13 protein-coding genes are annotated in these 14,755 nt (G+C 42.2%); 8 read left to right on the top strand and 5 right to left on the bottom strand.

The features are described from left to right. The first annotated feature begins 45 nt into the window (after positions 1-45). From clpP to G1O98_RS06040, 3 genes are all read left to right on the top strand, one after another. Complete coding sequence (clpP, locus tag G1O98_RS06050; RefSeq protein ID WP_114085546.1) at positions 46-744, top strand: ATP-dependent Clp endopeptidase proteolytic subunit ClpP; 699 nt, start codon at positions 46-48, stop codon at positions 742-744. A gap of 9 nt (positions 745-753) precedes the next feature. Beyond that, positions 754-2,094 (top strand): ATP-dependent protease ATP-binding subunit ClpX, encoded by a 1,341-nt coding sequence (gene clpX, locus G1O98_RS06045; protein ID WP_114085547.1) that lies wholly within the window; start codon positions 754-756, stop codon positions 2,092-2,094. A 104-nt stretch (positions 2,095-2,198) separates the two neighbouring features. Beyond that, complete coding sequence (locus tag G1O98_RS06040; protein WP_163927737.1) at positions 2,199-3,119, top strand: alpha/beta hydrolase; 921 nt, start codon at positions 2,199-2,201, stop codon at positions 3,117-3,119. A 14-nt stretch (positions 3,120-3,133) separates the two neighbouring features. Here the strand turns inward: G1O98_RS06040 and G1O98_RS06035 are convergent, their stop codons facing one another. Further along, positions 3,134-4,330, bottom strand: coding sequence for an FAD-dependent monooxygenase (locus G1O98_RS06035; protein WP_163927736.1), 1,197 nt, complete (start codon positions 4,328-4,330; stop codon positions 3,134-3,136). Between the two features lie 186 nt (positions 4,331-4,516). Continuing rightward, a complete protein-coding gene (locus tag G1O98_RS06030) occupies positions 4,517-5,500 on the bottom strand; it encodes a GntR family transcriptional regulator (protein WP_114085559.1) in 984 nt (327 codons plus the stop codon). A 266-nt stretch (positions 5,501-5,766) separates the two neighbouring features. Between G1O98_RS06030 and G1O98_RS06025 the strand changes: the two genes are divergently transcribed. Together G1O98_RS06025 and G1O98_RS06020 are read left to right on the top strand one after the other, a co-directional pair. Further along, positions 5,767-6,507 (top strand): dienelactone hydrolase family protein, encoded by a 741-nt coding sequence (locus tag G1O98_RS06025; protein ID WP_163927735.1) that lies wholly within the window; start codon positions 5,767-5,769, stop codon positions 6,505-6,507. A gap of 114 nt (positions 6,508-6,621) precedes the next feature. Beyond that, positions 6,622-7,524 (top strand): S1 RNA-binding domain-containing protein, encoded by a 903-nt coding sequence (locus G1O98_RS06020; protein ID WP_163927734.1) that lies wholly within the window; start codon positions 6,622-6,624, stop codon positions 7,522-7,524. A 418-nt stretch (positions 7,525-7,942) separates the two neighbouring features. Here the strand turns inward: G1O98_RS06020 and G1O98_RS06015 are convergent, their stop codons facing one another. Next, positions 7,943-8,869, bottom strand: a complete 927-nt coding sequence (locus tag G1O98_RS06015; protein ID WP_163927733.1) for a GUN4 domain-containing protein — start codon at positions 8,867-8,869, stop codon at positions 7,943-7,945. Between the two features lie 507 nt (positions 8,870-9,376). Further along, positions 9,377-9,565: a hypothetical protein gene (locus G1O98_RS06010; RefSeq protein WP_114085552.1), complete on the bottom strand. Its 189-nt coding sequence runs from the start codon at positions 9,563-9,565 to the stop codon at positions 9,377-9,379. 265 nt (positions 9,566-9,830) lie between these two features. On the opposite strand from G1O98_RS06010, the gene G1O98_RS06005 reads away from it, so the two are divergent. The 3 genes from G1O98_RS06005 (at position 9,831) to G1O98_RS05995 (ending at position 12,695) form a co-directional block, all read left to right on the top strand. Continuing rightward, the gene (locus G1O98_RS06005; RefSeq protein ID WP_345940527.1) at positions 9,831-10,088 is read left to right on the top strand and encodes a hypothetical protein; all 258 of its coding nucleotides are present in this window, start codon (positions 9,831-9,833) and stop codon (positions 10,086-10,088) included. Positions 10,089-10,260: 172 nt separating this feature from the next. Next, positions 10,261-11,136: an SDR family oxidoreductase gene (locus G1O98_RS06000; protein WP_163927732.1), complete on the top strand. Its 876-nt coding sequence runs from the start codon at positions 10,261-10,263 to the stop codon at positions 11,134-11,136. A gap of 77 nt (positions 11,137-11,213) precedes the next feature. Further along, positions 11,214-12,695 carry an HlyD family efflux transporter periplasmic adaptor subunit gene (locus G1O98_RS05995; RefSeq protein ID WP_163927731.1) on the top strand — a complete coding sequence of 494 codons (1,482 nt, stop codon included), beginning with the start codon at positions 11,214-11,216 and terminating at the stop codon, positions 12,693-12,695. A gap of 181 nt (positions 12,696-12,876) precedes the next feature. Here the strand turns inward: G1O98_RS05995 and G1O98_RS05990 are convergent, their stop codons facing one another. Next, positions 12,877-14,679, bottom strand: coding sequence for a S8 family peptidase (locus G1O98_RS05990; RefSeq protein WP_243458351.1), 1,803 nt, complete (start codon positions 14,677-14,679; stop codon positions 12,877-12,879). Between the last annotated feature and the right edge of the window lie 76 nt (positions 14,680-14,755).

The following is a 14,755-nucleotide window of genomic DNA, read 5'->3' as shown; positions in this document are numbered from 1 at the left end:
TGCTGCTGAAACATCTGTCCTAAATTATCGTCACAGAAAGCCTGTATGTTTGTATCGCAGTCGGGAAACTACCCCATCAGCAACCAAAGTCGAATAAACATTAACTCCCAGTTGAACAGCCCTAGCAACATCGTACCGATGGTGGTAGAACAGTCTGGCATGGGAGAAAGGGCTTTCGACATCTACTCCCGCCTGCTGCGAGAGCGGATTATCTTTTTGGGAACGCCAATAGACGATGCCGTAGCCAACTCAATTGTGGCTCAATTGTTATTCCTAGATTCCGAAGACTCAGAGAAAGACATTCAAATGTATGTTAATTCTCCTGGTGGCTCGGTCTACGCAGGGATGGCAATCTATGATACAATACAGCAAATTCGCCCTGATGTTGTTACCATCTGTTTTGGATTAGCCGCGAGTATGGGGGCATTTTTGTTAACAGCAGGGGCTGCCGGTAAGCGAATGTCTCTGCCTGACTCCCGGATTATGATTCACCAACCACTTGGTGGCGCTCAAGGTCAAGCTATTGACATTGAAATTCAAGCCAGAGAAATTCTTTACGTTAAGGCTAAGTTGAATCAGTTAATGGCTCATCATACTGGTCAACCCTTAGAAAGAATTGAAGCAGATACTGAGCGCGACTTTTTCATGTCGGCAGAAGAGGCGAAAAACTACGGTTTGATTGATCAGGTCATTTCCAGGCAAAATCTTCCCACAGCAGGGGAAAACGTCACCATTCTGAAATAAGAGGCTGGTATGTCTAAGTACGACTCCCATTTAAAATGTTCGTTTTGCGGCAAGTCTCAGGAGCAGGTGCGTAAATTAATCGCAGGGCCGGGAGTCTACATCTGCGATGAATGCGTTGACTTGTGTAATGAAATACTAGACGAAGAGTTACTCGATACCAATGGTGCGGCAGCGCAACCCGCACCAAGAGCAGAACCACCTCAAAAACGGCGTACTCAATCTTCTAGTATTTCGTTTAATCAAATACCCAAGCCAAGAGAGATTAAAAAGTATCTAGACGAACACGTTATTGGTCAAGACGAAGCCAAGAAAGTCCTGTCAGTAGCCGTTTACAATCACTACAAGCGGTTGGCAGTTATTCAGTCTAAAGCCAGTGGCAAAGGTGGGGCGGATGATGCTGTAGAACTGCAAAAGTCCAACATTTTGTTAATAGGCCCAACTGGTTGCGGCAAAACTCTCTTAGCGCAAACCTTAGCGAAAATCCTGGATGTACCTTTTGCCGTCGCCGATGCTACGACGCTGACGGAAGCAGGGTATGTGGGAGAAGATGTGGAAAATATTTTGCTGCGACTGTTGCAAGTGGCAGATTTGGATATAGAGGAAGCGCAACGAGGAATTATCTACATTGATGAAATTGACAAAATTGCTCGCAAGAGTGAGAACCCGTCAATTACCCGCGATGTTTCTGGCGAAGGCGTGCAGCAAGCCTTGTTGAAAATGTTAGAGGGAACGATCGCCAATGTACCACCTCAAGGAGGGCGCAAGCATCCCTATCAAGACTGTATCCAAATTGATACAAGTAATATTTTGTTCGTCTGTGGTGGTGCTTTCGTAGGCTTAGAAAAGGTTGTGGATCAGAGAGTTGGCAAAAAAGCAATAGGCTTTGTGCAACCTGGAGAAGGCCAAACGAAAGAAAAACGGGCAGCAGATACTCTCCGCCATTTAGCACCAGATGATTTAGTAAAATTTGGTATGATTCCCGAATTTATTGGGCGCGTGCCAATGGTAGCAGTAGTAGATCCGCTAGATGAAGAAGCGCTAATGGCGATTCTCACACAGCCACGCAGCGCCTTAGTGAAGCAGTACCAAAAACTGCTGAAGATGGATAATGTCCAGTTAGATTTTAAACCAGATGCTTTACGAGCGATCGCTCAAGAAGCCTACCGCCGTAAAACTGGTGCAAGAGCGCTACGGGGCATTGTCGAAGAACTTATGCTGGATGTAATGTACGAGTTACCGTCCCGTAAGGATGTGACACGTTGTACAGTAACACGGGAGATGGTCGAGAAGCGATCAACTGCGGAACTGATAATCCATCCATCTTCACTACCGAAACCAGAGTCAGCTTAATAGTCATTAGTCATTAGTCATTGGTTATTAGTCAAAAACTAAAGACTAATAACCGTGTAATAAGGGAAAATGACTAATGACAACTGACAAAGGACTAATGACTAATGCCTTATATTAAAGTTCGTGGTGTTGACCATTACTACGAATGGGTGAAAAAACCATCTGGTTCTTTGGTAAAACCGGTGATGGTTTTCATTCATGGTTGGGCTGGTTCAGCTAGGTATTGGCAAAATACCGCTAATGCTTTATCGGAGCAATTTGATTGCTTACTCTACGATATGCGGGGATTTGGCCGTTCTGGTGGGAAGCCAACCATAGCCGAAGCAAGTGAAGCTGTTGCCGAATCTGAGTCCCTCAAAGAAGAATCACAGGCAATCAAAAACTTAACCTATGAATTAGAGGAATATGCTGATGATTTGGCAGCTTTGTTAGATGGGTTGCATCTTCAGCGTGTCTATATCAATGCTCACTCGATGGGCGCTTCTGTTGCGACTTTATTTTTTAACCGCTACCCCCAACGAGTGGAACGAGGAATTTTAACCTGTAGCGGCATTTTTGAGTACGACGAAAAATCTTTTAGTGCCTTTCATAAATTCGGTGGCTATGTAGTGAAATTCCGTCCCAAATGGTTAAGTAAAATTCCATTTGTTGACCGGATGTTTATGGCGAGATTTTTATATAGTTCAATACCACATTCTGAACGCCAAGCTTTTTTACAAGATTTTCTCGAAGCAGATTACGATGCGGCTTTGGGTACAATTTTTACTTCCGTTAGTAAGGCTCAATCTGAAGTGATGCCGCTTGAGTTTGCCAAGTTGACAGTGCCAACTCTGCTCATAGCCGGAGAGTATGACAAAATTATCCCAGCCGAGATGGGGCGTAAAGCAGCTGCACTAAATGACAAAGTTAAGTTTGTGATGATTCCTAACACAGCACATTTCCCAATGTTGGAAGATGCTCCAACTTATATGCAAGTGGTGCAAGAGTTTTTGCAAATTAATATCCCACAACCACAAGCCAAATAACTGATGGCGGTTTTTTAGACAGTTAAGTGTACCTGTGTGATACCTTGACGCATTTTATATTGTCGCTTTAACCAAGACTTTTTAATTATTTTACGGAGAAAGGGAGGAAGTTGACTTAACAGCGATCGCAGCAGTGCATTTTTTCGCAGTAGTTCGCCTTGTTTAGCTTCCTCTAACTGGAGTTGCTGGGCGCGGATAATTTCTGGCTCACGTTCTGCTTGGATGCGCGATAGTGCCATATCAATGTCCTGGTGTTCGGCTTGTTTGTGCAACAACGGCATAAGGTGATTAGCAGCGACAATCACATCACGCAATGCTAGATTAATTCCTTGAGCGCGGACAGGAGACATTGGGTGTGCAGCGTCACCTAGAAGCAATACCCCTGGTGCGTGCCATTGTGGACAATAACCAACCACAACAGAAAGCCGAATGGGGGATTCAATGGTGTCTGCATGATTACGGAAATGCTCTGCTAGCCATGAGGGTGATAGTGAAGCAAAAGTCTCTGCCCAGTTAGCTTGCTTGAAGTCATTGTTTTCGGTTGCGGACATCACCCAAGCTAGATGCAGTTTTCCTGATTCTGCTCCATGAAAGATAGTAAATACGCGATCGCCATTTACAATAGTACGAAATACATTGTCGGCTGCAAACTCAGGACTGGCGGCAAGTTTAAACCAGAGAATATCAATATTTTTGGGCTGGCGTATTAATTCCAATCCTATACGTTGCCGTACAAGAGAATTTCTACCATCTGCCCCAATCACTAGGTCAGCAGCAAATTCTCTCCCATCGCTCAATACTACACCTGCGACACGTTGATTACTCCAACGTAAATCTTTGACTAGAACACCTTGGATAAATTCAAACCCATTATTGGTTTGAGCTTGCGAAATCAGTGCATTAAGTAGCGGTGGTTGTGAAACCAGTGTACAAGGTTGGCTTGCCCCCATTGGTTCATCAACTCGAAACAATTGCTTGTCCCCCAGAATGAATTCCCATGCGTCGAGTTGTCGATGGGGAATATCCTCCAACAACGCGGATAAGCCCATTTGCTCTAGTGCATCTAACCCACTGGGCATTAATCCTTCACCGCGAAAAACACGATGAAAGTCTTTTGCTGCTTCAATTAAGGTTACAGCAATACCACGTTGTGTAAGGAGCAGGGCAAGGGTTACACCTGTTGGGCCTGCGCCTACAATTACAATCTGCACTACCTTAGCCCTCCTGTATTAGTCGTTCTCAAAGATGTTGGTCGAATTATCTTGATATTAATTACGGAATAGGGAACCAACCACAGAGGCAAGGCAGCGCGGTCTTGGGGGTTTCCCCCATGAGCGACTGCCGCGCAGAGGGCACAGAGAAATGAGAGTTTAAGAGATATTTTGGTTAGGTCGTAATTAACTCAAACCCAATTCTCGTTTTAGCAAGTTAATCGAGTTAGTGCCGATATAATTTTCAACCTTAATCAGCTTCGGTGGACGAATAATATCTTCATCAGATGCTTGTACGGCTGCTTGCACTGCTGCAAAACTGGCTTGATCGCTGATGATGACCTCAGCCCGTTTAACCATAGCCTGAAGTTTATAGGCATCTTTTGGTTGCGAAGTCATCACTAGTAGTTCATCTCCCCGCAGACCGTGGAGGATGACTTCTGCTGCTCGTGCAATCCCGGAACTGAGGCTAACTATACCTACACAGTTTTCTTTTGGTAGGGTTTTCAAGAGGCTGAGTTCTTTGCTGTAGTCGTAGATATCCAGAGGAATTACCCGTGCAGCTTTAGGGGCTGCGATCGCTTCCACATTACTGATAAAATACCGACTTGTGACTACTGTCGCAGAGGTAGTTTTATCTAACACTGCTGTTAATTCTTCCATTGCTACCAACTGGACTGGGATTTTTAGCGATCGCTCTAGTTCATAGACCATCAATTCACCAGCACCCATGTCATAGGATGGAACTGCAACCAGTACCCGCGCACTACAACGCAAGCGCCAGTCGATTTCCGCTAAAAATAGCTCTCTGGCTTGATTGAGCGAACATCCTTGAGAGAGCAGATCGTCAAGTGCTTGCTGGACAACTTGATATGCGTCAGGATTTTGTTTGAGAATTGGTGATTGTAGCCGACTACCGCCCTCATGACCTTGGGCACGAACATAAATTCCCGAACCAGCCATACTTTCAACAAATCCGTCTTCCTCCAGTTGACGGTAAACTTTGCTAATGGTATTGCGGTGCAATCCAGTTTGCATTGCCAGCGCCCGTGTGCTTGGCAATTTGTACGCTGGGGGATATTGCCGCGAAGCGATCGCAAAGCGGATTTGATTAAACAGCTGGGTTGATGCGGGAATTTCGCTGTCTGGCTGAATACGGAATTGAATCACCACCAAACCTCCTGAATACTAAGTGCTGAGTGATAAGTGCTGAGTTTTGGGTATTAAGTGTTACTTCTATACATAGCACTCCTTTATTGACCAGCTGTATTTGCTACATATCAAAATATTTGATTTACAAATAAAATTTTTCTGGTAGAAATTTTTAATGCGCTCACTATGGTATCTGGTAATTCTATTGGAAATAACCTCGGCATACTGGCATAGTTATATCAAACAAACACACCGTTAATCACATAACACGGGTAAAAATTATTATGGCAGAGCAAGCAATAATTACCACAACGGTTAATCTTTTGCAAGATAATATTCAAGTGTCAGCATATCTGGCAGAACCAAAAGAACCTGGATCTTACCCAGGAATCGTGGTATTACAAGAGATTTTTGGTGTCAACATTCACATTCGGGATGTTACAGAACGGATTGCCAAACTTGGGTATATAGCGATCGCACCTGCACTTTTTCAACGCACTGCTCCTGGCTTTGAAACCGGATACACGCCTGAAGATATTGAAACGGGCAGAGGCTATGCCATGCAAACTCAAGCATCAGAGTTATTGAGCGATATTCAGTTAGCAATTGACTACCTCAAAAATCTGCCTCAAGTCAAAAAAGATAGTTTTGGTTGTATTGGCTTTTGCTTTGGCGGTCATGTCGCATATCTTGCAGCCACTTTACCAGATATTAAAGCTACAGCTTCCTTTTATGGTGCTGGAATTACCACCCGCACGCCAGGAGGTGGTCCTCCCACTGTTACCCGCACCAGAGAGATTCCAGGCACTCTCTATGCCTTCTTTGGTACGGAAGATGCTAGCATCCCACCCGAACAAGTAGATGAGATTGAAGCAGAGTTAGAAAAATATAAAATTCCTCATCGTGTGTTTCGCTACGATGGAGCTGATCACGGATTTTTCTGTGACCTTCGTGCCAGTTATAATCCTAAAGCTGCTGCTGATGCTTGGGAGCAAGCCAAACAGCTCTTTAGTCAACTGAATTAGTCATTAGTCATTAGTAATGATAAAGGACAACTGACAAATGACAAATGACAAGTGACTAATGACAATCAAAACTCCAGTTGCACCATCTCAAATAACAATTAATCTTCAAAAGTCATGAATTCCGAATCGAAACTTTCTCAAACAGCCAATTCGTCATTTACGATGGACGATTTTGCCAAAGCGCTAGAAAAACACGACTACCAGTTTCAAAAAGGACAGGTTGTACATGGCAAAGTGTTCCAACTTGACCATGATGGAGCTTATGTGGATATTGGTGGCAAGTCGTCAGCTTTTCTACCGCGCGATGAGGCTTCTTTGAGAGCAGTTACCGATTTATCGGAAGTGCTGCCATTGCAAGAGGAAATGCAGTTTTTGATTATCCGAGATCAGGATGCAGAAGGTCAAGTCACCCTTTCTCGAAAGCAGTTGGAAATTCAGCACATCTGGGAACGATTGGCTGAAATGCAGGAAAATGCTCAGACTGTGCAAGTAAAGGTTATGGGCGTTAATAAAGGTGGTGTCACCGTCGATATTCTCTCCTTGCGGGGATTTATTCCGCGATCGCACCTGGCAGAGCGTGATAACTTAGACGCACTCAAAGGTCAAAATCTGACTGTGGGCTTTTTGGAAATTAATAAAAACACCAACAAACTCATCCTTTCTCAGCGATTAGCAACTCGTTCTAGCAACTTCAGCTTATTAGAACTAGGTCAACTGGTGGAAGGTAAAGTTACTGGCATCAAACCTTTTGGTGTGTTTGTCGATTTAAATGGTATGGGGGCTTTGCTTCATATCAAACAGGTAAGCCAAAAATTCATTGACTCATTAGAAAAGGTATTTAAAGTTGGTCAGCCAATTAAAGCTGTAATTATTGACTTGGATGAGGGTAAAGGGCGGGTTGCTCTTTCTACCAGAGTTTTGGAAAACTTCCCTGGCGAAGTTTTAGAGAATATGGATGAGGTGATGGCTTCGGCTGAGGCGCGTGCTAATAGAGCTAATAACAAACCTGCTGAATAGTTTTGAAGTGGAGTGTTTGCACAAAGGGTTTAAATATCCATGTGAAACAATTTTGAATTGTCAATACTCCCCCTGCATCTACAAAGATATAGGGGGATTTTAAATTAGGAAAACTTTTAATTACGAATTGTTTATGACTAAATACGGTTCAGAAATGCGATAAATCGCTGTCTCTACAAGTGTTTTGGTCTTAAATGAAGATTAAAGGTAAGCGGAAAAAGTCACCGGGACAGTTGAGTTTACCTTAGGACAAGCAGAGGGTGTCAGAAAGTACTGGAGTGCAGGAGGTAGCAGAAAAGTTTATTCAAGCTAATTGCTATCAACCGCCAGTGCCAGGTATCGGATCTCTGAAATGTTGATTAACTCGTAGAAAACAACCTTATTACAAATATTTATAAAAGTCTGAAGTGCTTATATGTTAGACTTCACAATTCTTGATGCGAAAAAAGAATATTTCAGTATAGCTTGTTAACCGACTGCCATCGAGAGGCAAGTCCCACCTTAAGGTGAATGGGAGGTTTCCCTCTGATGCTGAAGTGTCGCCTAAAACATCCATATTCTCTGTCGAGTTTCCTTTCACTTTCCACCCTACGCGATCGCCAAATTTTCCCCATGCTTCTTCATCATATTCACCGTCAGCCTTCCCACCACATTCGAGATAAATTTTCTTCTGAACGCTGAAGCCAAAGCGCCCATTGCTATGTTGTATCCAAAGTTGGTCAATGGTGCGTAAGTCAGTACAGGGAAAATTCTTGATGGATTCAGTATCAAACCAGCCTTCCTCTTCCCTGCTAGATGCCTTGAGCATGACAGCTAAAGTTTCCTCATCCGCTTCTTTCCACTTGCCTGCTGCTAGCAAATCTCGCAATCGCGTGTAGTTTACTCCCTTCTCAGAACTGAGATAATCAACTTGAATTACTTGCTGTAGCTTTGGTTTTCGTCCAGTAATACCCCAAATTAAGTTCTCCATAGCCTCAATATCTGTCCGAAAGTCAACCCAGGTATTAACTCTAAGAAAAATTGGGAGTTTAGGCTGCTGTGGTGTATTCCCAAGCAAAACAGGAATCACAGGACAGCCTCTCTCTACAAATTCGTTTAAAAAAGCTCTCATCTCTTGACTTTGCCAGGGGCCAAGTCCACTGCTACCTACAAAAACTGCTGCTGATTTAATGTTTTCTATTTGTTCTTCTAGTAAAGACTGCCATGCTAAACCAGGACGAAGTTCCCACTTATCTAGCCAAGGTTTAATTCCTTGTCTTGTTAATTCATTCGCAATTTCTATAACTTCAGGCTTGTCTTTGCTATTGTGGCAAAGGAAGACATCAAACTGATCTTCGTCACTCATCTATAAGTCTCCTCACATCCACTTCTTTATATCGGCAATAATTGCTAACACATTATACTTACTGCTTTAAATCCTTCTTCAACGATTCTAACTCAGCTAAATACTGCGAGTTTTTGCCTAAAAAATAACTCTAATGTAGGTTGGGTTTCACTCCGTTCAACCCAACCTACAAATCTTCTTAACATAATTACTTAAGTTACGTCGAATTTAATAAGCAAAATGACATTTGACTTACTCAAAAGAAGCTTTTACTTTCTCAAACCCCAGTTTGCTTTCTCATTTCAGTGTTTTCCACAAGCAAAAGCAGCTTTTACTTTCTCAAACCCCAGTTTGCTTTCTCATTTTGGTGTTTTCCGCAAGCAAAAGCAGCTTTTACTTTCTCAAACCCCGGTTTGCTTTCTAATTTCGGTGTTTTCCGCAAGCAAAAGAAGCTTTTACTTTCTCAATATGCTTGATTACTGACTCATTGCAGTAATTCACGCACTCGTGACCACTATTCCTTTGAGATTACTTTTCTCTATCTTTATCTAATGCTTCCTGGATAGCACGACGGCAAAATTCTGGAGGATCATCTTTGGTAGATAGTTCTTCCTTCATAGTTTTTGTGACACGTAAATTAAGACGTTCACTTAAAGGTTCTTCCCTCTCTGATTTAAATGGTTTTAAATTTTCTGAATGACCTTTAGGGTTAGGCATTGACGTAGAAATATAAATATAAGTTGAATCACTGGTAGGCAGCAGATTAAATTTTCTTTTAGTGGTTGTGAAAACTTGCCGGAAGTACAACCACCAATATCCAATTCAAAAAATGGACACTACTATTTTATGTTCACGCGTTCCGAACTTGAAATCAAGACTATTAAAGAATTACGCGATTTGTGTCGAAGATACGGTGTAAAACCTACCGGGAATGCAGGATACAAAACCTCGTAAATCGTAACTCTGGTACATCGTAACTCTGATGGCATTTCCACTTTTAGCGCTCCAACAAATGAAGCTAGGTAAAGGGTTAAAATCTCCTAACTTTAACGCTATCCAGGTAATCAGCTCCGCTATTGAGGAGATGAATTCACCCACAGACGAACAAACAGCACTGATTCGGATAACTTTGGAAGGCAGAAAAATGAGCTATCCTGACCGATATCAGCAAGAGAATCTGCTGAACTTGCACAAGGCTAAGATGTCAATTGAACAAGCTATCGACTTCTTGAGCCAGTAAAACTAATCCCATTACCCCATCCCCTGCATCAACAAAGATGTGGGGGATAATTTTTTGAGATTAAGATAAATAAGGTGTGACCAATTGGCTTAGTTGGCGTGAGGATATCTTGAGCATATATCGAGCATTTTGACAACTATAAACGCTGCAACTATTCAATTTAGGTATTTATATGTTTCTAGTAACTGGAGCAACGGGAGGAATTGGTCGCAGAGTTGTGCGACTGCTACGGCAACGAGAACAGTCTGTGCGGGCATTTGTCCGCCTTACCTCGCGCTACAGCGAGTTAGAACACCGGGGTGCAGAAATCTTTATCGGTGATTTACTGCGGGAAAAAGATATTCAAAAAGCTACTCAGGGTGTCAAGTATATTATCAGCGCTCACGGTTCTGATAGCGATGCCCTATCTTTAGATTACCGCGCCAATATTGAACTGATTGACCAAGCAAAAGCCAATGGCGTAGAGCATTTTGTCTTCATTTCGGTATTGGGAGCCGATCGTGGATATGAAGACGCGCCTGTGTTCAAAGCCAAACGAGCCGTAGAGCGATATTTGTCAGCTAGTGGCTTGAATTACACAATTTTACGCCCATCTGGATTAGCATCTAACTTGCTGCCACTGGTAGAACGATTTCGGGAAATGGGATTGTATCTGCTGATTGGCGATCGCAAAAACCGTAGCTCAATTGTCAGTACCGATGATTTGGCAAGGATAGTAGTGGATTCTGTGACAGTTGCAGGCGCTCGTAACCAGATTTTACCAGTGGGAGGCCCGGAAATTTTATTACGAGAAGATATTCCCCGGATTTTTGGTCGGATTTTCGCCAAAGAGCCAGTAATAATTAATTCACCACTATTTTTTATTGATGGATTACAAGGTGCATTGGGTTTATTTAATCCCCAAGTCCAAAAAGCTTTGGGAACTTATCGCACATTGCTAGCAAATGAATTTTTCTGTACAAAAGATGAAATTGCCAATTTAGAAGCGATTTTTAACTTCCAATTGGAGACATTAGAAAACTTTTTGCGGCGTTATCTAACAGTTTGAATTAAACACAAGTCATTGGTCATTGGTCATTAGTGAATCACCAAGGACAAATAACAAATAACAAAGGATAAGAATATATGGTAAATGCTGCTCAAGCACGTCAGACAAAAGAGCGATTCGCCCAACCAGAGGAACAACTCACTTATGAGTTGGGGAAGGCGGTACAGGAATTGCCACCCCTGTACACGAGATTATTAGCGGGAACAATGAGCGCGATCGTATTTGGAGCGATCGCTTGGGCGTACTTCTCGCAAATAGATGAAGTAGCAACAGCACCAGGAGAATTAATTGCTTCTACACAGGTTAGGCCAGTGACATCCTTGGGTGGGGGGTCAATCGTCGGTGTGAAAGTTCAAGAAGGCGATCGCGTCACCAAAGGTCAAATTCTGATTCAAAAAGACCCTGACTTACAAATAACTGATGTTTCCCGTCTAGCCAAATCAACTAGATTGATTCAAGACGATTTGCAACGTTTGGATGCAGAACGTATTGGAGGCAAAACAACTGGGACAAAACTACAAGATGAACTTTTAAATTCCCGCTTGCAAGACTACCAAGCACGTCAAGCAGGAGCAGAAGCAGAAGCAAATCGCCAAATAGCACTCATCAATCAAGCCAAAGTCCGGTTGACTCGATTGCAAGAGAACTTAGCTAATGCCAAAAGCAGCTTTGCTAATGCCAAAACCAACCTTGCCAACGCAGACAGCATCCGAATTAAAATTGAAAGTAATTTGGCACTTGCACAAGAAAGGGAAAAAAGCTTACGCACCCTAATTACTACTGGTGCTGTACCTCGTGTCGATTACTTGGATGCTCAAGAAAGATTGACTCGTGCAAAGACAGAAATTACCAGATCGCAAGATGAAGTGACTAACGCCCAGAATAGAATAACAGAGGCTCAAGATAAAGTCACATCATTAGAAAAAGATATTGCTGCCCAAGCCCAAGAAATTCGCCAAGCAGAACAAGCTTACAACTCTGCCCGCAGTCAGGCCCAGCGTGTAGCATCAGAACGCCAAAGTGAAATATTGACACAGTTCAACAAACGTAAAGAAGAACTGACAACTGTTCAAGGTCAATTAGAACAGGCGAGGAAGCAGCAAGCTTTAGAAACGATTGAGGCTCCCGTAGCAGGTACGATTTACAGAGTCAAAGCCACCAAGGGGCCAGTCCAATCTGGTGAAGAATTGCTGTCAATTTTGCCAGAAGGGGAAGAAATGCTTCTAGAGGTGAAAGTTCTTAACCGGGATATTGGGTTTATTCGTCAAGGAATGAAAGCAAAAGTGAAAATGGCGACTTTCCCCTTCCAGGAATTTGGGATTGTGGAGGGCGAAGTTATGCAAGTCAGTCCAAATGCAATTATTGATAAAGAATTGGGCTTAGTTTTTCCTACAAGAATTAAGCTAAATAAACATTCAGTTAATGTACGTGGTCAAGAGGTAGAATTTACACCAGGTATGTCTGCTACAGGTGAAATTGTCACTCGTAAAAAGTCAATTCTGACATTTATTACTGAGCCTGTAACGCGGCGGTTCAATGAAGCATTTTCTGTTAGGTAGATTGATAGCCTCTCTTGTTCTTATAGCTATTTCAAAAGCAATGCCTACGCATTCCACAAACCACACCTAAAACGTAAGGGTTTAGCAATGCTAAACCCCTAAATTCATTTGTAACAGACAAGCAGTTTGGCTTATTTTCTAACCGAACAGTATTTGACTGAACTACAAATCGCTATAATTTTTAGGCGATACCTAAGAATTTTTTATACTGTTCTATTTGTTTTTGCATTCCCTCTAGTAGTTTCCAAAAATCAAGATTATTCTCATTTTTATTATCATCATTGCTATCCGTATTCATCCCTATAATAGTCTGACCTATCAGAGAACCGACACTAGAATTATTCAAACTAGCAATAGTCTCTGGTGTGAGATATTTTGCTGTTTCTGTAACAGTCTGACCAATTAGAGAACCGACATCGGAATTATTCAAACTAGCAATAGTCTCTGGTGTGAGATATTTTGCTGTTTCTGTAACAGTCTGACCAATTAAAGAACCGACATCGGAATTATTCAAACTAGCAATAGTCTCTGGTGTAAGATATTTTGCTGTTTCTGTAACAGTCTGACCGATTAGAGAACCGACATCGGAATTATTCAAACTAGCAATAGTCTCTGGTGTGAGATAATTTGCGGTTTGTGCGTCGATATGTAGCAGGTTGTCGCCAGACATCACTTGCTTTGCCAGAGAACTGACATTAGAAATATTTAAACTAGAGGTTGTAATTTGTGAACTATTTGTTGCTGTGTCTGCGTAGCCCGTCGTAGACATCACTTGCTTTGCCAAAGAACTAACATTAGAAATATTTAAACTAGAGTTTGTACTTTGTGTGCTGTTTTCTGATGTTTCTGCCACAATCTGACGTACTTGGGCATCAGTCAGGCTGGGGTTAGCACTAAGCATCAGGGCAACTACACCAGCCACATGGGGAGCAGCCATAGATGTGCCGCTATAAGTGGCATACTGATTATTCGGAACTGATGAATAAACCTTGACTCCTGGAGCTGTGACATAAGAGATTTGATTTGTTCCAGAGCGGTTAGAAAAATCAGCCATATTATTATTTTTGTCTACTGCCCCAACAGCAATTCCCGACTTGGAGGCATAGCGGGCAGGATAGTCTGGTTCTGATTCACCATCATTACCTGCTGCCATGACGACAATCACTCCTTTGCTGCTGGCATAGTTAATGGCTGACTCCAGAGTCCGATTGGAAGATGTGCCTCCTAAACTGAGGTTAATCACATTAGCTCCATTATCCACAGCGTAGCGAATACCTTTAGATATCGAGCTATAGGAACCAGAGCCAGACTCATTCAAAACTTTGACAGGCATAATCTTGGCATTGTATGCAATACCAGTGACACCGTAGTTATTATTTTCTCCTGCGATCGTGCCAGAAACATGAGTACCGTGACCGTTGTCATCTAGCGTGTTGTTGTTTTTATCCGCAAAGTTCCAGCCGTAATTATCATCAATATAGCCATTGCCATCATCATCTATACCGTTACCTGCAATTTCCTTAGTATTCGTCCAGATATTATTTTTTAAATCCTCGTGGTTATAGTCAACCCCAGTATCTATAACAGCGACAACAACGCCTTTACCTGTGTATCCTTGTGCCCAAACTTCTGGTGCTTTAACAAGGTCTGCTCCCCAATTATTACCACCAAGATCGGGAACATCAGCGAAGGTATTCTGATTAGTAGCTTTAGCCACTGCTGCTGCTGCATTAATTAAGCCATAGCCATTGGTAGAGTTATAACTTTGCGTAGTAAAAGTATGAGTAGTAGCGTTACTGCTATTTTCGTAGTTACTATTATTTAGTAACTGCACATGAGAATTAGCTGAGTTGTAGCTACTACGTCCACTTAGATTGAGGCTGATGTCATTCTTAGTATTAAATGTATCTGATGAAGAGATTGAATTAAAATTTAAGCTTTTATTAGTAGAAAATAAATTGTTATTAGTATTATCATTGAGCATAATTGTTTTTTCTCAAAAATAGAAATGCTTTTTAACAGCTAAAATTGCTAGAACTTTTGTTAAAGAAAAGTTCTAA

Origin of the sequence: Nostoc sp. UIC 10630, assembly GCF_010747425.1 — a bacterium.
Taxonomy (GTDB): domain Bacteria; phylum Cyanobacteriota; class Cyanobacteriia; order Cyanobacteriales; family Nostocaceae; genus Nostoc.
Note: the sequence above shows the minus strand (reverse complement) of the source record. Positions and strands in the feature narration are given on the sequence as shown.